This window comes from Arthrobacter sp. MDT2-3 (assembly GCF_059090465.1).
In genome coordinates, this window is the sequence record NZ_JBNHFS010000001.1 from 424,214 (window position 1) to 442,422 (window position 18,209).

An 18,209-nucleotide genomic window follows, 5' to 3' on the forward strand; every position below is an offset into this window, starting at 1 on the left:
TAGTCGCGCGCCCTCGGCTCCTTCAGCGCGGGGCACTGCTGCTCCGGACACCTGAAGCAGACGTGCCTGCTTGCATAGTTTTTCCGTATGCCCGGAGTACCGCGGTGGAAGTGTCGGGCCAAGCGATAGGCGCCCAGTCCCCGAATTCGATTGTCGAGAGAGCCGTACAGGCCAGACCGGCTTCCCTGTCCACCCAGAGGAAGCTCCCTGCCATGCCGAAGTGGCCAAAAGTCTCTGGGGAATTGTTGGGGCTGGTCCAATGTGGTGACTTATGTCCTCGTACTTCAGCTCCCGCCCCCCAGTCGTTGTCGGTGTGGTAGCCGAAGCCTGGTAAAAATCCCCCTAGACCGGGGTAGGCCAGTGACGAGAGCGCGTCAATCCGCGCTTTGGGAAATACCGTCGGCTTCAGTAATTCCCAGGCAAGGCGTGCAGTATCTGTGATCGTCCCTTCGCCACCTTTTGATGGCGGACCGGTCAGTTCCGTCTTATGCATGCCCAAAGGCTCCAGCACCCGGATCCGCATCTCATCGCGGAAGTCCTTCCCGGACCGGCTCGCCAGGTAGTCAGCAGCAAGGTCGATGCCGGTGTTGGAGTAGATTCGCCGGACCCCCGCCGGTGCACGGACCTGCTCGTCAGCAAACCCCACCCCTGATGCATGCGAGAGCAGGTGCAGGAGCGAGGACCCAGGCGGGCCGGCCTCGTCATCGAGTGAAATTACCCCCTCGTCCGCTGCCGAAAGAACCGTAAGGGCAGTAAGGAGCTTCGTAACCGAAGCCAGCCGGTACACCCGCCCGGAATCCTTGCATCCCAGGATGCCGTCCTCCCCGATGACGGCCAGGGATGGTTCTCCGGGCCAATTCTCCAGTTCCAACGAGACCTCCTTAGCGAGAGGGGGGAAGTCTTTGTCGCTTAGCGCCCTCATTGGCACCCTTTCGAGTTCATTGCCGGTAATTGTGGAAAACCAACGAGAGGAACCGTCGCGTCCTACGTTGACAGGCCTTCGTGATCTGGGTCATACTCTACCTATGAATCACATATGTGAGCAAGTGCACAATTGTGAGAATGAGGAATCCGAGGCATTGGCGCCGGTAGACATTCTCGTGATCGGCGGTGGTGTCAACGGCCTTGCTGTAGCCAGGGAAGCCGCGTCCCGCGGATGGCAGGCTGCGGTCGTGGACGCAGAGGACTTCGGGGCCGGAACGTCAGGAACATCAAGTCGCCTGATTCATGGCGGCATCCGGTATTTGGAAAACCTGGAGTTCCACCTCGTGCGGGAGTCACTGCGTGAACGTGAACGGCTTCTCCAGACCGCGCCCCACCTGGTCAAGCCTTTTCCGCTCCTGATCCCGTTTTACCGCCATAACCGCCGCTCAGGCCTCATGATGCGGCTCGGCATGTTCCTGTACGACCTCTTGTCCTTCGACAAGTCCACGCCGCTGCATAAGGCACTGTCTAAAGCAGAGGTTGAGCTCATGTACCCCGGGCTGGAGGCAGATGATCTTTACGGAGCTGTCCTTTACTACGATGCCCAGGTCGCCAACGCGGAACGGCTTTGCGTGGAACAAGCACTGGATATCGCCCGTTTCGGCGGCAAGGTCCACAACCACATGAAAGTAACGGGCCTGGACCAAAGCGAGGGCGGTGTGACCGTTTGGCTCACCGACACTCTCACCGGCCGGCAGCTGGTTCAGTCCGCACGGGTTGTGGTGAACGCGTCGGGACCGTGGGTCGATATGGTGCTGTCCACTTCCACGCCCGAAAATGCACGGCTCATTGGGGGAACCAAAGGCTCCCACATGACCGTCGTCCCCTTTCCAGGCGCCCCCAAGACGGGGGTGCACTACGAAGCAGCCAGTGACGGCCGCGCAATCCTGGTGCTCCCCTTGCCCGATGGAAACTACCTGATCGGCTCCACGGATATCTTCTTTGAAGGTGATCCGGCCGAAGCCGTCATGACTGACGAGGAGATCGCGTATCTGCTGAAAGAAGTGAACACTCTAATACCAAAGGCCCGGCTCACCTCTCAGTCCGTCCTGCACACCATCTCCGGAGTTCGCCCCTTGCCCTACTCACCTAAAGCCACAACAGCTGCCCAGGTGAGCCGGAACCACCACATCAGCGTCCACCCCACGATCAAGAACCTCTTCAGCATCAGTGGGGGAAAGCTGACCACCCACAGGGCACTGGGCCAGATGGCGATGAATGTCGTCGAAAAGCATGAAAAACCACGCACGTCGCGCAAATCCCTGCGCGGAGTCCTTCCGACCTCCGTTGCATCCGGGACAAAGAACCTTAAATTGCCCGGTGCGCGCTGTGCCGACTGGGGACAGTTCCAGAAGGACTTTCGGGAACGGACCAAACTGTCTCCGGACACCGCACGCAGGCTGCTCGGACTCTACGGAGTTCGCGCGGCCAGGATCGAAGAACTGATCTGCGAAGATCCGTCCCTCGCCACCCCTCTGCCCAGCCATAAGGACGCGGTCGGCGCCGAAGTCGTGCTCGCCATCCGCGAGGAGTACGCCCGCACACTGACGGACATTGTCGCCCGCCGGATGCTGCTGTCTTGGGGCGACGATGCCGGGCTGAAGGCGATCGAAGCCGTCGCTGAGATCGCCGGCCGGGAACTGAAGTGGAACGAGCAGCGCATTCAACAGGAAATTGATGCCTACCGCAAATGGATCCGCCACCGCAGGCCGCGTCTTCTGGAAGACATTGCCACCTTGCATTCCAACCTTGCCAAGTACCAAAAATCAATGAAGAAACTGGAGCTATAACTCATGTCACTCGTATCCCTTCCCGAACTGCTGGACCACGCTGGAAAGAACCGCTACGCAGTCGGATACTTTGAGTCCTGGGACATCTACAGCCTTGAAGCCACCATCGCAGCGGCAGAGGCGAGCAAGTCCCCGGTCATCATCGGTATCGGCGGCCTGTCCTCCAACCACGAATGGCTGCAGTCCGGCGGCATCGAACTTTACGGCGCGGCGTGCCGGGCCCTCGCCGACCGTGCCAAGGTTCCCGTCGCCACCTTGTTCAATGAGGCAGACAGCTTCGCCGAAGCAGCAGGCGGACTCGGTGCCGGTTTCAACTCCGTCATGATGCACACCCAGGGTTGGGATCAGGACAAGCTGATCGCCGACACCGCAGCCCTGGTGGCAGCCGCTCACGCCGTCAACGTCGCAGTTGAAGGCGAAATCGGGGCGCTGGCAGAAATTAAGGACGGCGTCCTTGACGTCGCCGGGGCCTCCTACACAACCCCGGAAGCCGCAGAGCTCTTCGTCCGCGAAACCAAGGTGGACTGCCTCGCAGTCGCCGTCGGCAACGTCCACTTCGTGACCGGCGGCCACGTTCCCACGGTTCAGGTGGACCTCATCAAGGAAATCGGCAACACCGTCGATGTCCCCCTCGTTCTGCACGGCGGATCCGGCACACCTGACGATCAGACCCGCCAGGCCGTCGAAGCAGGCATCACCAAGGTCAACGTCGGCACCAAGCTCAAGCACGTCTTCGGGCAGGCGCTTGTCGCTGAGCTGGGCCGCCCCGTCGAGGACCCGAACCTTGTCTTCGGCTCGCGGTTCGAAGGCGACGCCAACTCCCGTGCAGGCGTGGCGCTGCGCAAAGAAATCCAGCGTCTCATGGACGTCTTCGGTTCCACCGGTCAGGCAGGCCGCTAATGTCACAACCAACAGATACCTTGCAAAAGGAAGTTCTGAGCGCTGAAGAGAGCCTTCACCTCCTTGAGGAAATGGTCCTTATCCGCCAGTTCGAACAAACCGCCTACCTGCGCTACCTGCAGGGCGAGATCCCCGGAACGCTGCACCAGTCCCAGGGGCAGGAAGCCGTGGCCGTAGGCGTCTGTTCACTGCTGCGGACCGAAGACTGGATTACCTCCACTCACAGGCCCCACGGCCACGCCCTGGCTAAGGGCTTGGATCCTGCCGCCGGAATGGCCGAAATTTACGGTCGGGAGACCGGCTGCCTGGGTGGACGCGGCGGTTCCATGCACCTGGGAGATCCTGCCCTGGGTATCCTTCCCTCCATCGCCATCGTCGGCGGCGGCGTCACCATTGCCCCCGGCCTGGCACACGCCCTCAAGTACAAGGAAACGGACAACGTTGTCGTCTGTTTCTTCGGTGACGGAGCCGTCAACGAAGGCGCCTTCCACGAAGGCGTGAATTACGCCGCCGCGTTCAACCTTCCCGTGGTATTCGTCTGCGAGAACAATATGTATGGGGCTTCGACTCCGTTCCACGAGACCACCCGGAACGTCAACGTGGCCTCCAGAGGCGCAGCCTACGGAATACCTTCCGAGCAGGCCGACGGAATGGACATCAGGGCCGTCAGGGACGCAACCCAGCGTGCATTGGAAACCGCCCGCAGCGGCAAAGGCCCGGTCCTGCTCGAGTTCCTCACATACCGGTACGTTGGCCACAGCCGTGGCGACGCCAGGGGTTACCGGACCAAGGACGAGGAAGCCATCTGGGCGGCCAAGGACCCGATCAAGACCTTCGGCGCCGCGATCGTGGAAGAAGGCATCGCCTCCGAGGACCAGGTGAAGGAAGCCACCTCCCGGGCCAAGAAGCGGATCGCGGAGGCGCTGAAGCACGCCCAGCAGGCACCGTGGCCGGACCCGGTCACCGCCCTTGCTCCCAACATCATCTTCGGCAACCCGCCGCAGGAAGTTGAGGGCGCGGGCCCGCTGGAGGAAAGTACCGACGAGGAACGGTACATCACCATCGCTGACTCCATCAGGGAGACGCTGCACAGTGAGCTCGGCACAGACGATTCACTGGTCCTGCTGGGTGAGGACGTCGGCGTTCCAGGCGGCTTCGGCGGCGCGTTCGGCGTGTACCAGGGGCTTGCCGAGGAATACGGCCGGCACCGCGTCATTGATACGCCCATCAGTGAGAAGGCCATCATTGGTGCAGCAATCGGTGCCGCCATCGGCGGGCTGCGCACTGTGCCGGACCTTCAGTACGCGGACTTCGTCTTCGAAGCCATGGACGAACTCGTCAATGAGGCCGCCAAACAGCGCTACATGTCCAACGGAAAACTCACGATTCCGATGGTTCTGCGCTGCCCGGTCGGCGCTTCACAGCGAGGTGCCCAGCACGCCCAGTGCCCGGAGAGCTTCTTCATGCACGTGCCCGGCATCAAGGTGCTGTGCATCTCTGATCCTTACACGGCCAAGGGTGCCCTCACTGCCGCCATCCGTGACGATGACCCGGTCCTGGTCTTCGAACACAAGCTGCTTTATGGCGCAAAGAAACGCCAGGAAGCCGGGGCCATCAACACCAGGGCTTATGTTCCGGAAGAGAACTTCGAACTGCCCGTCGGGCAGGCGCGTGTGCGCCGCCGAGGTAAGGACGCGACGATTGTTGCGACCTTTACGGAGCTGTACAAGGCGCTGGAACTTGCGGAGAAACTTTCGGCTGAAGGTATCGAGCTGGAAGTGATCGACCCCGTATGGCTTTCCCCGTTCGACTGGCCGACCGTCATGGAAAGCGTCAAGCGGACTGGCCGGCTGGTCATCGCCCATGAAGCCCACCTGACCGGTGGCTGGGGCGCCGAAGTGAGCGCCAGGGTCTCTGACGAGCTGTTTGCCGACCTCAAAGCTCCAGTGCGCCGAGTGGCGAGCCGGGACATTCCGATGCCGTTCTCGCCGCCCCTGGAGGCTGCAGTCCTGCCGCTGGCAGAGCACATTGAGTCGGCCGTCCGGGACGTCCTGTCCCACGACCCAAAGCGATCAGAAAAGGAGTAACACCGTGGAAGCAATCGTCATGCCTGCCCTTGGGCAAACAAGCGAAGAAGCCTACATCCAGGAGTGGCTTGTAAAGGAGGGCGACGAAGTCGAAATGGGCCAGCCCCTCCTCAGCGTCGAAACCGACAAGGCACAGCTGGAGGTCGAATGCGTAGCCGACGGCGTTCTGCTGAAGATTGTCTGCCCTGCTGACACCACCGTGAACGCGGGAACAGTCATTGCCTACATCGGCGAAGCCGGAGAGTCCGTCCCCACGGAGTAGCTCGATACATGTCGCCATGGTTCGCGTCCCGGAACTCCACCGGGACGCGAACCATCACCCTACCCAGGAGGGCCATTGTGAGGCCGCCCCAAGTCTTAGCCATTGACTGCGGAACACAGTCGGTCCGCTGCCTCCTTATCGACCCTGTAACCGGCGCGCACGAAGTCGGAGCATCGGAAAAACTCGCGCTAAAAATCAAGGGTCCGCAACAGATCGAAATTGACCCCGTCGAACTTGTTGCCGCAACCGTCCGGGTACTGCGGGCCACCATCGCCCGGAGTGAAGAGGCCCCGCTGTGTATCGGGATCACCAACATGCGCGAGTCAGCAATCGCGTGGTCACGCGACACCGGGCTGCCCGTCCATGACGGCATCATGTGGATGTCCCAACAAAGCCAGAACATCGTCGCACGCTGGGATAAGGACGGACTTGCGCCGTTGATCCGGCAAAGAACAGGGCTAAGCAACCACACGTTCTTCTTCGGATCCAAAGTTGCCTGGCTGCTTGACGAAAAACCTGAACTCGCAGCCATGGCCAAAGCCGGCAGACTAGCTGTTGGAACCATCGACTCCTGGTTGCTGTACTCCCTCACTGGCGGAACTACTCACGCGACCGATGTATCAAACGCCTCCCGATATCAGCTCCTCAATCTGCATTCGCTGGATTGGGACGATGATCTTCCCGAAGCTCTCGGGATACCCCGTGCAGCGTTGCCGGAAGTCCTGCCCACCTCCTCGCATTTTGGCCTTACCGATCCCGAACTCACCGGTTATCGCATACCAATTACGGGAATGATCGGAGATCAGCAGGCTTCACTGCTGGGTCATGGTTGTGACCGTACGGGAGAGGCGAAAGCAACGTTCGGCACGTCCTGCGTCGTCAGCGCCAATCTTGGCGAAAACCCTTCAGCGGCCGAGGGCCTGGTTACCTCGGTTGCATGGTCCACCTCCGTAAGAGCAGTTGTGTACGAGATGGAAGGATCTGCCTTCCACTGCGGGTACACGATGTCCTGGCTTTCCCGCATGCTCTCCCCGCAGGCCACCACCAACACTGAACCGGAACGAAGCCACCTGCCGGCCAGCCGGCGCGTCTATCTGGTGCCCTCGTTCACGGAACTTGGTGCACCATGGTGGCCAAAGGGATCCGGAGCAATCATCAGCGGCCTGCGTATGGATTCTGACCCATCCGACATCGTAAGGGCAGGAATTGAAAGCATGGCGTTCCAGGCCTTTGATCTTGTCAAAGCCATTCCCGGCTTACTGAGCGGCCGTCAGCCCTTGTCTGTCGACGGGGGTGGAGCCGGCAACAATTATCTGTGCCAGCTGCTCTCAGACCTTACGTCAAAGGCAATAGTCCGGCCGCCCAGCCGTGAACTGACGGCGCTGGGGGCTGCCCGGGTAGCCCTCAGAACGTTCGGGGACGACCTACCCGCAGGCTCTGCGGTGGCAGTATCTCCGGATTTTTTCCACCCCTCGGAGGAGCAGTCTTACGCGGCGGATGGCTTTTATCACTGGACGGAGCTCGTCGCCCGGAATCTCGATTGCGGCCGTCCAGCCGGTGGTGGAGGGGCCGATACAATTTAAGACAGTTTCATTCGTGGCACACCGGTGCCGGTAGGGAGCAGCATGGTTAGGCAAAGCGCTGAGCGGCTGGCTCATGCCGCATTCCTGTACTACGTCCAGGGCCTGTCCCAGTTGGAGGTAGCCAAGCAGCTCGGTGTTACGCGTTCAAATGTTTCCCGCATGCTCACAGCCGCGAGGGAACAGTACATTGTCAAGTTTGAGATCGCCTACCCGCTGGACCGGGACCCGGCTATGGAACAACGGCTGCTGGCCAAGTTTTCCACTGACGGAGTGTCTGAAGTGATCGTCGTGCCGGGCCGCGAAACCGGAGTAGGGGCTTCCAGCCACGGGTTGCTGGCCGTCGGCCAGGCGGGCGTTGGGTGGTTGGATAAAAACCTCCGTGATGGTCAGACTTTGGGTCTTTCCTGGGGCAGCACTGTGGAGGCGATGGTTGACAGCGCGCATTTCAACCGGCGGGTGGATGTCGAGGTCGTCCAGGTCGCAGGAGAACTTAGCCTGGACTCCCGGTTTTCCGGCCACGACCTGGTGAGGAATCTTGCAGAAAAACTGGGCGGCCGGTACCGCTACTTCAACGCACCGGCGACCGCTCCGGATGAAACCACCGCAGCCGCCCTGATGAAGACGGAACAGGTCGCGAATGCCCTCGCCCTGGGACGAACCTCAGACGTGGCCGTCCTCGGCATCGGCCAATACGGAATGGAAAGCTCCAACCTCTTCCTTCAGCGCGCAGGAGCATCGGACGACGAGATCCGCGAAGCCGTGGACCTCGGCGCCGTGGGGCAGATTTCCGGGCGCTTCTACGACAGCGCCGGTAAACAGCTCGACCTTGCCATCAACCGGCGGATTATTTCCCTGGACCTGGACGACATTAGAGACATCGACACTGTAGTGGCGGTCGCCAGTGGACCCTTCAAGGTTGAAGCCGTCAGCGCCGCGATCAGAGGAACGCTCGTCAACGTCCTCATCGTCGATAGCGCCCTCGGTCATGCGCTGGAAGCCGTCTAAACGGATCGCAATCCCCTCCCACTCAACCTCAATGCACCGCCTGCATGCACCTGCACCCAGTGCCTGCCTGCGGCAGCAGCGGCCCTGCATCAGCCGCCACAACATGTCCCGCCTGCGAAATTTCTGCCAGCGGCACTCTGAGTTGAGGGCTTGTGCCGGGAACTTGGGATGAAACTGATAGGCAGTCACCCCGACCTGTTCCCGCCAGGCCTTATCCGCCGGCCGACCCGTGCTAGCCCCCTCCGAAGATGTCGTTGCGGACCTTCGTGCTGGGTTCAGCAGCAACCTCCGAATCAAAGAACTGCCGTTAACTGAGCGGTTATCCCCTGTCAGGTCCTCCGGGCCATAAGTTCAGCCTGAGCCAGCGACTCCGGCTGACCGTGTTATCGCAGCACGCTCACCTACAGCTCGCCATAAACAGGGAACAGTCCTAGGCCGCTCTACGGCGCACTTCAGAGCGCCGTACGGAGCCCGCCTCATTGACAACTGTGATTCATAACACTAGCCTTGAACTCACATACGTGATTCTTCTCACAAATGTGACTTGCTTTAGTCCAGATGAAACCTCAGCCCAATGTGGGGCCACGTTTCACGGCTACTAGATTCCCGATAAATTCTTATGAAACGTGAGTATCCAATGACGAATCCACAGCATTCTGAAGACAGCGCCAAGTCCCGGCTCCTTGCCCGCTTGAACGGGCAGCCCGACGTCCGGCGCCGCCAGTTCCTCCAGGGTCTCGGAATAGGCGCTCTCGCACTTGGCGCAGGAAGCACCCTGGCCGGATGCAGCGAACCACTGGGGTCCGGTGCCGGTGCCGGCGGCACGACCGGTGCTGCGGGCGGGGGAGTAGCTCTCGCCTCAGTGCCCACCCTGACCAATGAGTACTTCACCATGTGGAAGGCCGGCGGCACAGAGGCCGCGCAGGCCCTGGGCCTGACCTACCGGATGCAGAGTTACGAGGGATCTGCAGCCGCCCAGATTGATCAGTTGCGCTCGGCCAAGGCAGCGGGCGCGAGCCAGGTGGTGACCTTCCCAATTAACAATGATGCGGTGCGGCAGATGGGTGAAATTCTGGCCGGCCAAGACATCCAGCTGGCAACGTCCTTTGCAGCGACGCCCTGGATGGTCCCGTCAGAACCGGGCTATAAAGACATGTACTCCACACTTTTCACCCCGCGCGAAGTGCTTGGCCAAAAAGCCCTGAGTGAGGCAGTTTTCAAAGCCATCGGTGGCAGCGGCAACGTCGTATACATTCAGGGTGCCCCCACGAACCGGACGTCCAACGCCCGGGAGAAGGGGTTTGACATGGCGGTCGCGAACTTCCCCGGGATTAACGTGCTGGCGAAGCAGGACGGCAAGGAAACCGGCCAGGACACCCGGCCAGTCGTCCAGACCATGCTTTCGCGCTTCAACAACATCGATGCCATCATCTGCCACAACTCCTCAGAGGCCCTGGGAGCAGTGTCCGTTCTCGAAGAGAAGGGAAACGAGCACATCAAAGTAGGCGGAACAGATGAGCAGATCGCGATTCTGGACAAGCTGATCCAGGGCCCGAATGTCGTCGCTGTGCAGTCAATATTCGGAACATGGCTGGGCGGATACATGATCGTCCGCAACTATGACCTGGCCAACGGGGTCGAGCTGGATCCGGTCGAGCGCATGATCTTCCAGGACTCCCTGATCATCGACACCAAGGAGTCCGCGGCGGAGTACAAAAAGATCGCCACCTCTCCAACAACAGGCTTCGATTGGAAGAAGATGTCCCGGCACCTGCACCCCGATGACTGGGACACGCAGGTAGCTCTGGCTCCGGTGGACCCGGTCAAGTTCTTCACCGAAGATCTCGCCACTCCCAGGCCCTCGGACTTCAAATTCCCTGACGCGCTCGAGGCCTCACTCAATGCCGGGGGAGTGGAGAAGTTCACTGACCTGTACGCACAGCACACGAAGAACAACCCGTATGCAGAAGCCGTCAAACTCACCACCACGGGAGCGACAGTCTTCGGAACGAAGTTCTAACAATGGCCACGGACCACACCCTGCTGGAGATTAAAGACCTCACCAAAGCATTCAAAGGGGTAAAGGCACTGGACTCGGTGTCCTTCAACCTTGAACTTGGGGAAGTCGTCGGACTCGCCGGCCACAACGGCGCCGGGAAATCCACCCTGCTGAATATCTTGTCGGGCGTCTTCACCGCCGATTCCGGATCAATGTCCCTTGACGGCAAAAAGTTCAAGCCGACCTCATATTCGGGGGCAACCGAAGCAGGCGTCTTCCGCATCTACCAAGAGCTTTCCGTCATCGACAACCTGACCGTTGCGGAGAACCTCACACTCGGCACAGAAAAGTACATCCGGAAGTTTGGCCTGCTCACACCTAAGCGGACCACCGCAACCGCTGCTGACTTCCTGGACGACGTCGGACTCGGAGATCTCGACGCTAAAAGGCGCGTAGAACAACTCACCATGGCCGAACGGCAGTTAGTCGAAATCGCGAAGGCGCTCTACATGGCCCGGCTGGCGAGGATCGAAAAGCCGGTTTTGCTGCTGGATGAACCGACAAGCGGCCTCACCCAGACCCAGGTGGACTTCCTGGAGGGCCACATCAATAAGCTCCGCAGTCAGATGGGCATCATCCTTACCACCCACCGGGGCAGCGAACTTCTGGAATGGAGCGACAGGGTGGTGGTTCTGCGCGACGGGCGTGTAGTGGGCGAACCTGACCCACGCACGACCTCGGCAGAAGAACTCGGCAACCTCATGGTTGGCGAAGCGGAAGTCACCCGACATGCCCGCCGGGATACCCGCGGGGAGCAGGGAAAGCCGGTGCTGGAACTCCGGAACCTCGTCCTGCCCAGCCTGGCTGAACCGGTGAACCTGGTTTTGCAACCAGGGGAGGTCGTTGCACTCATTGGCGAATCCGAGGAAAAGACGCAAATCGCACGGTGCATTTCGGGTCTGCTCAAACCATCATCCGGGGAAGTTCTGGTTAACGGGACAAAAGTTCCGGCAGCCGTCAAGGGCGCCCTTGACGCGGGCGTCAGGTTTGTTCCCGCTGACCGGGGAGGCGAGGGGCTTTCGCTCCTTCACTCCGTCCAAGACAACCTGGCTCTGGGTGCAATGGCAGCCGAGCACCGACAGGACCTTGCCCGCAAACCAAAGGTCGAGAAGGCCTTCGCCCAAGATCTCGTATCCAAGTACGGCGTCAAAGTCGCCAGCCTGGAGCAGGCCTCCGGCTCCCTGTCCGGCGGCAACCAGCAGAAGCTCCTTGTCGCACGGGCCATGTCAGAAGCGGCACAGGTCATCGTGTTGGACAAACCCACGCGCGGCATCGACGTCCACGCCAAGTCCGAAATTTTCCGACTAATCCTGGAAGCATCCGACCGAGGCGTTTCAGTTCTTGTTGCCAGCGACGAACCCGAAGAACTTATGCCGATCTGCGACCGGCTCATCGCTTTCCGCAACGGAAGCATAAGCGCAGAATTCAATTGCCGGTCCGGGGCAGAACCAACGCTGACCGAACTTGCCGAAGCAACCTCATAGTTTCAAAGGAGAATCACCATGAGTTCCGAACGACTGGCAGCCCAAAAGCCGCCCACCAGCAACGGCAAGCCGCCGGCAAAAATAAGCCTTGGCCCCATCCGGTCCATACAGACCCCGGTGATGATGAACCGCGACCGCCTCCAGACGCTTCTTTTATTTGCCGCCCTGGTCATCCTGCCCATCATCTTCACCTCAATGAACCCGCAATACCTTTCCCCGGGCAACCTCGACAGCATGATGCGCCAAGCATCCGTGCTGCTCCTCGTGGTCGCCGCAGGAACAGCACCCATTCTCCTCGGCTCCATCGACCTGTCCGTCGGCGCGATCGTCTCGCTGTGCGCGGTGTCAGCTGCGCTGCTGGCGCAATCCATGGGCCAGGCAGCCGTGTTCCTGGTGCTACCGCTTGGTTTGCTCATCGGCCTGTTCAACGGCGTCATCTGCTCCTACATCAAGCTCCCCTCATTCCTTGTCACGTTGGGAACCTCCTTCGCCTTTGGCGGCATAGCCCTCCTTTTGTCCGGAGGCTTTCCCGTCCAGCTGGTCAGCGGCCCCCTTAACGCGGCCTTCCAGCGCAGCCTCTTCGGCATCTTCCCCCTGCCGCTGGTATACGCCGTCATCCTTTGGCTGCTGCTAATCATCTTCCTGAGGCGCACCGCGACCGGCCGGTTCATCTACGCCATCGGCGGGAATGAACGCGCCGCGAAGGTGTGCGGTGTAAATGTCCCATGGGTAAAAGCCCTCGCCTTCGGCGCCAGCGGCCTGTGCTGTGCCCTTGCAGGCGTGTTGGTTCTCTTCTCCACCACTGCTGCCACTCCGGACATCGGGAACGCCTTCCTCCTGCCATCCATTGCCGCTATCGTCATGGGCGGCACCCCGTTGTCAGGCGGGCAGGGCGGTGCGGCACGAGGCCTCATTGGCACCCTGATCCTGGTAGAGCTCACGAACGGAATGCTGATCATCGGTCTGCCCCCGGCAGCCCAGCAGATAGTGCAAGGACTTGTAGTCATCCTCGCGGTTCTCCTGACCTTCGACCGCCGCGGAGTGGCAGTAGTTAAATAGCGCCACGGCCCGGCCCGAATACACTACAGCGACGGGTTCATTGCACCCTCACCCTGTACCGCAAATAGGAGAAAATTAGATGGCCACTCGGCTACTCGGGATAGATTTCGGAACAGGCGGAGCCAAGGCCTGCATCATCGACGATCAGGGTGAAGTCCTTGCCTACGCATTCCGCGAATACCCCATCTTCCACCCACGTCCGGGCTGGTCAGAACACGACCCGGAAACGTACTGGCGTGTGACGTGTGAAATGGTTCAGCAGGTGCTGCGCGACACCCAGTGCCTTCCACAAGAGATCGCCGGAGTAGCCGTGTCCAGCGCACTGCCGTCCATGGTGCTGGTCGATGCCCAAGGCCGCCCAGTGGCGCCTGCCATGAACCTCATGGACCGCCGTGCCCTGGATGAAGTTAACGTCATCAGGCAGGTAGTGGGGGAGTCGGTTATTGAGGACGTGACTGCCAACCGCATCGAGGACCACCCGAACCTGGTGAACCTGTTCTGGTACAAAAAGAACAAGCCACAGATCTATGACAAGGTCTACAAGGCCCTCACTATAGATGGTTTCATCGTGTCCAGGCTCACCGGAGAGTTCACTCTAAACACCAGCTCAGCGGTTTTCTACGGCGTCGCCTTCGATATCCGCAAAGGTGTTTTCCACAACGACATTCTGGAAAAGCTAGGAATTGATCCGAGCATCCTCCCCCGTCTCTGCGACAGCACTGACGTAGTAGGAAGCATCACTACCGAAGCGGCAGGGGCTACCGGACTCCAAGCAGGCACTCTCGTTGTTGGAGGACAGGTCGACTGCAACGCTGGCTGGATCGCCGGGGGAGCGGTCGAGCCCGGTGACATGCAACTGAACCTCGGGACCGCCGGTGTGCTAGGTGTGGTGCATCAAAACCTGGAGTACCTGAGCTCACCTGACGGACTCCGCATGGTGAACATCCCGTACACGACCTCACCCCGGGACACGTTCTCCGCGGTAGCTGTGACCACGACCGGCGGGCAAGCCCTGCGGTATCTCCGTGACACCTTCGGGGAGGGAGAAGCCGACGTTGAGCGGCTCCTGAAGGTCAGTTCCTATGATCTGATCACGCTTCAGGCCCGGGATGTCGCTCCAGGCAGCGAAGGGCTGCTGGTGCTGCCCTACCTGATGGGTGAGCGCTCCCCGATTTGGGACACGTCAGCCCGTGCCGTCATGTTCGGTCTATCACTGCATCACCACCGCGGCCATGTCTTCCGGGCCTTCATGGAAGGCGTCGCTTACGCACTCTTTGACTCATACACCGTCCTGCAGCGAACGGGCCTAAAAATCAACCACCCACTCATCTTTAATGAGGGAGGAGCGAAAAGCGAAGTCTGGCGCCGCATCATCACGGACGTTTTCGGCATCCCGACAGCGATGCTTAAAGGCCGCACCGGGGCGCCGCTGGGCGACGCAATCCTGGCCGGAGTCGGTGTGGGGGTGTTCGACGACTTCAGCGTCGCTAAAGAGTGGTGCACATACAAAGAACACCTCGAACCCGACCCGCAGAACCACGAGATGTACATGGAGTACTTCCAGCTGTACAAAAACATTTACTCGAACGTTCAGGGAAACTTCCAGGATCTTCAGGCGATCGTCCGCCGCCACCAAAGTTGACCTATACGCATCTTCTAGTCCCAACCTTAAGCAAGTGACCGTCCCGCGGTCAGCTGCACTGCCGTCCCGGCCAGTCACACGCCTACTTACAATCAGGAGGATCACAGTGAGTGCCCCGAAGTTCACGCTCGAAAATAAAGTCGCAGTTGTCACCGGCGCAAGCAGCGGCATTGGCCGCGCCATCGCCGTCGCCATCGCTGAACTAGGTGCAGCCGTAGGTTGCGTTGACCTCGCAGGAAGTGATTTGGAAGGTGTCACCGCCGATATCAAAAATGCCGGTGGACGCGCTGTCTTCGTCGCCGCGGACGTTACCCAGCCCCAAGACATGATCGACGCCGTCGCCACGATCGAAAAAGAGCTGGGCGCCCTCTCGCTGGCAGTCAATGCCGCAGGCATCGCCAACGCAGCACCAGCGGAAGACATGTCCTTGGCTCAATGGCAAAAGGTCATCGACGTCGACCTGACCGGGGTCTTCCTGTCGTGCCAGGCGGAAGGCAACGCGATGCTCCGCAACGGCGGCGGAGCTATCGTGAACATAGCTTCCATGTCGGCCACAATTGCCAACCGCGGTCTGGTTCAGGCTCATTACAACACGGCCAAGGCCGGAGTGGTCCATTTGGGTAAAAGCCTTGCCTGGGAATGGGCCTTACGCGGCGTCAGAGTGAACAGTGTGAGCCCTGGATACACAAATACCCCCATGACCAAGCGCCCTGAACAGGCCAGTGCGATGGCCGGGTACGCCCAAGACACCCCATTGGGCAGAAATGCCGAACCAGAAGATATCGCAGGCCCCGTCGCATTCCTCCTCAGTGACGCTGCATCTTTTGTCACAGGAGTGGACTTGCTGGTCGACGGCGGCTTTGTCATTTGGTAAGCCGTTGGGGGTAGCTCCGTGACAGCAGCAGCGGTGGATAACGTATGAGAATTGTCCCCGGCTGCGGGCGGCGGTTTCATACTTCTTCTTCACGCTGCAGGGGAAAATAAATTCCATTGTCAGGTTGGGGTGTGTACTTCAGATTGACTCCGCGGATTCGGGCCCATCACTGAAGTGCCCGTGCGCTTGTCCTGGGCTTCGATCTTGTCTCCGAGGGAAGCAGCAGCAGGCTTTCCTTAGCGCATCCTGCGGCTCGCCCGACGGCCGCTCTGAGCGGTTACGGCGAAGACTAGAGGTTGGAGGCTTTGAGGGAGAGTGCTGTCCGTGCTGGGACGTGCCAGTTGATGGCCTGCGCGGACAGTAATGCTGCGCCGACGGCGGTGACCTCAGGTTCGGGGATGACGTGTACGTCGGTGTCGATGAAGGTTCGTTTGATGTCGATCCAGCCTTGGGATCTTGCCCAGCCCCCGGCGACGTATACCGGGGCTCCAGGGGGCATCCGGGAAGCAACGACTTCGATGGCGGCGTCGCCCGCTCGTGCCAGGGCGCCGGCAACTGCGGATGCGCGTGACAAGGGTGCGGCCGGGGCGTCGGGGGAGTACTTGGGCCTGACGCCCCCTTGCCCGCCGGGAATGAAGCATTCCGAGTCGAGGTACTCGTCCGGTTTTTGGCTTCCTTCGATGATCGCCTGAAGTGCAGCGGCGACGGCCGGGTCCTGTGACGTCCACTCCACGTTCCGTGCCAGCTCGGTGACTGTCAGGAGGGTGCTTCCGTCGCTGAGGATGCCGGGCCCGACATCGCAGCTCCCGAATCTGGGGACGTTGGGGGTGGGGGACTGGGCGACTACGACTTCCGCGGTGCCCATGGAATCCAGAATCGCGCCGGGGTGCAGCTGGTCCACCCCCCATCCGCCGATGGGGTGGTCATGGCCGCCGGCAACGACGGTGGCGTCAGGTGCGAGGACCCCGGCATCGCTCAGACGAGGGGAGCGCAGGGGCCCGACCGGTTCTCCAGTGCGGATCACTTCCGGCAACAGGTCTGTTGAGCCAAGGGTCAGCTGGACCCGGTTGGTCAGCCAGGTCCGGGTCCGTCTGTCCCAAGCCGCTGTCCGTGACGCTAGGGTGTCGCTGATGAATGGCCTTCTGGTCCAGCGGATAGCGGCGTAGTCGGTGATGGCGGCCCAGGACGCAGCCTTGTTGCTCCCATCCTGCTGGCGGGACCAGAGCCAGCCGGTGAGGGTGTGGGAGGGGTTGGCGTGGACGCCGATCCAGTCGGAGGAGGAAAGGCTTGGTTCGAAGCTCTCGAAAAGGCGGGTCCGGCGGGGGTCGAACCAGGCCAGGGCACGGCCAAGCGGGTGGCCGTCCGCATCGACGAGTACGCCGTCTTCTCCGACTCCGGCGCAGGCCACTGCGGCAACCAGGTAGTCGGTGCCGCACACTTCAAGGATCATGTCCTCGACTGCGTCCAGAATGCCCTGGGCATCAATGGAAAGGTCGGTGCGGTTGCGGGGGGTCACCTGCCGTGCACGGGCGACGACGCGTCCGCTGCGGTCAACTGCGACGACTTTGCAGTTTGTGCTTCCGATGTCGATGCCACAGACGACCTCTGTACGCCCGCTTGATCCGCCCATGTTTTGCATCCTTTGCTTGACACCCATATATGAAGTTCAGGTCCTAATCGCTAAAGGAAACGCTCTTGGTCAGGGAAGCGATTTCAGCCAGGGTCTTTTCCGCGATGACGCGTTCGCGCTGCCAGATGTTTCGGCCGACGATAACACCTCGCGCCCCGGCGCGGATGGTTCCCGCAACTGCGTCGATGGTATCGGCAGGCTCGCCTGAGAGGGGGCCTCCGGCGATGACGAGGGGCACGCCGAGTTCGTTGGCGAGGCGCTTCGTGCGCTCTTCACCGGGGAAGGCGATTTTGATGATGTGGGCGCCGAGGTCATAAGCGATCCGGGCTACCTTTTCTTCTTCGATGATGACCTCTTCGGTCCTCGGTGCGCCAATGAGGACAGGCTCGAGGACAAGCGGGATGTCCCACTGGTCACATGCGGAGATGACTTGCCCGACGCGGGTGCACATGGCCACCCTTTCAGCATTGGACATGTTCCAGGGGAACAGCATCTTGACCGCATCAACGCCCATTCGGACGGCTTCTTCCACCGTCGTAATGAGACCGTGGGAACCCTTGCCGTCCATCTCGCGGTAGTCATAGTAGGTATCGATGGCGAGAACGCGGCTCAGGTGCGGGTTCTGGGCAAAGAAGCCCTCCGTTTGTTTCACCTGGCCAGGGGTCATCATGAAGCCGGTAACGCCGTGGCTAGCCCAGGCGGCGAAGGGAGCGGAGGGGGTCTCGAGTCCCTCGATGCGGTCAAAGATCAGGCCATGGTCGACGGGCATAATGATCGCAGCACGGTTGCTGGGCAGCGTACGGCGTAGACGGTATTCCATGGACATTGAAGCCTGCTTTCTATAGACGAG

Annotated in this window: 14 protein-coding genes; 11 read left to right on the top strand and 3 right to left on the bottom strand. The window is 60.6% G+C overall.

The features are described from left to right. Positions 1-22 precede the first annotated feature (22 nt). A complete protein-coding gene (locus AC5RUQ_RS01985; RefSeq protein ID WP_493945732.1) occupies positions 23-871 on the bottom strand; it encodes a serine hydrolase domain-containing protein in 849 nt (282 codons plus the stop codon). A 154-nt stretch (positions 872-1,025) separates the two neighbouring features. Between AC5RUQ_RS01985 and AC5RUQ_RS01990 the strand changes: the two genes are divergently transcribed. The 11 genes from AC5RUQ_RS01990 to AC5RUQ_RS02040 all read left to right on the top strand — a co-directional run bounded on the left by AC5RUQ_RS01990 (position 1,026) and on the right by AC5RUQ_RS02040 (position 15,729). Next, positions 1,026-2,774 (top strand): glycerol-3-phosphate dehydrogenase/oxidase, encoded by a 1,749-nt coding sequence (locus AC5RUQ_RS01990; protein WP_493945733.1) that lies wholly within the window; start codon positions 1,026-1,028, stop codon positions 2,772-2,774. A gap of 3 nt (positions 2,775-2,777) precedes the next feature. Beyond that, a complete protein-coding gene (locus AC5RUQ_RS01995) occupies positions 2,778-3,674 on the top strand; it encodes a class II fructose-bisphosphate aldolase (protein ID WP_458779814.1) in 897 nt (298 codons plus the stop codon). After that, positions 3,674-5,761: an alpha-ketoacid dehydrogenase subunit alpha/beta gene (locus tag AC5RUQ_RS02000; protein WP_493945734.1), complete on the top strand. Its 2,088-nt coding sequence runs from the start codon at positions 3,674-3,676 to the stop codon at positions 5,759-5,761. Before AC5RUQ_RS01995 ends, AC5RUQ_RS02000 begins: the two co-directional genes overlap by 1 nt. 4 nt (positions 5,762-5,765) lie before the next feature. Beyond that, on the top strand, positions 5,766-6,023 hold the full coding sequence (locus AC5RUQ_RS02005; RefSeq protein WP_458779812.1) for a biotin/lipoyl-containing protein: 258 nt from the start codon (positions 5,766-5,768) through the stop codon (positions 6,021-6,023). Positions 6,024-6,100: 77 nt separating this feature from the next. After that, complete coding sequence (locus AC5RUQ_RS02010; RefSeq protein ID WP_493945735.1) at positions 6,101-7,606, top strand: FGGY family carbohydrate kinase; 1,506 nt, start codon at positions 6,101-6,103, stop codon at positions 7,604-7,606. 42 nt (positions 7,607-7,648) lie between these two features. Then, positions 7,649-8,611, top strand: coding sequence for a sugar-binding transcriptional regulator (locus tag AC5RUQ_RS02015; RefSeq protein ID WP_493945736.1), 963 nt, complete (start codon positions 7,649-7,651; stop codon positions 8,609-8,611). Between the two features lie 637 nt (positions 8,612-9,248). Continuing rightward, positions 9,249-10,631, top strand: coding sequence for a sugar ABC transporter substrate-binding protein (locus AC5RUQ_RS02020; RefSeq protein WP_493945737.1), 1,383 nt, complete (start codon positions 9,249-9,251; stop codon positions 10,629-10,631). Positions 10,632-10,633: 2 nt separating this feature from the next. Then, a complete protein-coding gene (locus tag AC5RUQ_RS02025; protein ID WP_493945738.1) occupies positions 10,634-12,154 on the top strand; it encodes a sugar ABC transporter ATP-binding protein in 1,521 nt (506 codons plus the stop codon). Between the two features lie 18 nt (positions 12,155-12,172). Then, positions 12,173-13,213 carry an ABC transporter permease gene (locus AC5RUQ_RS02030; protein WP_493945739.1) on the top strand — a complete coding sequence of 347 codons (1,041 nt, stop codon included), beginning with the start codon at positions 12,173-12,175 and terminating at the stop codon, positions 13,211-13,213. A 79-nt stretch (positions 13,214-13,292) separates the two neighbouring features. Then, positions 13,293-14,855: an FGGY-family carbohydrate kinase gene (locus tag AC5RUQ_RS02035; RefSeq protein ID WP_493945740.1), complete on the top strand. Its 1,563-nt coding sequence runs from the start codon at positions 13,293-13,295 to the stop codon at positions 14,853-14,855. Between the two features lie 106 nt (positions 14,856-14,961). Beyond that, complete coding sequence (locus AC5RUQ_RS02040; RefSeq protein WP_493945741.1) at positions 14,962-15,729, top strand: SDR family oxidoreductase; 768 nt, start codon at positions 14,962-14,964, stop codon at positions 15,727-15,729. A 289-nt stretch (positions 15,730-16,018) separates the two neighbouring features. On the opposite strand, the gene AC5RUQ_RS02045 is transcribed toward AC5RUQ_RS02040, so the two are convergent. Together AC5RUQ_RS02045 and AC5RUQ_RS02050 are read right to left on the bottom strand one after the other, a co-directional pair. Continuing rightward, positions 16,019-17,359, bottom strand: a complete 1,341-nt coding sequence (locus AC5RUQ_RS02045) for an FGGY-family carbohydrate kinase (RefSeq protein ID WP_493945742.1) — start codon at positions 17,357-17,359, stop codon at positions 16,019-16,021. Between the two features lie 43 nt (positions 17,360-17,402). Continuing rightward, on the bottom strand, positions 17,403-18,179 hold the full coding sequence (locus tag AC5RUQ_RS02050; RefSeq protein ID WP_493945743.1) for a class I fructose-bisphosphate aldolase: 777 nt from the start codon (positions 18,177-18,179) through the stop codon (positions 17,403-17,405). Between the last annotated feature and the right edge of the window lie 30 nt (positions 18,180-18,209).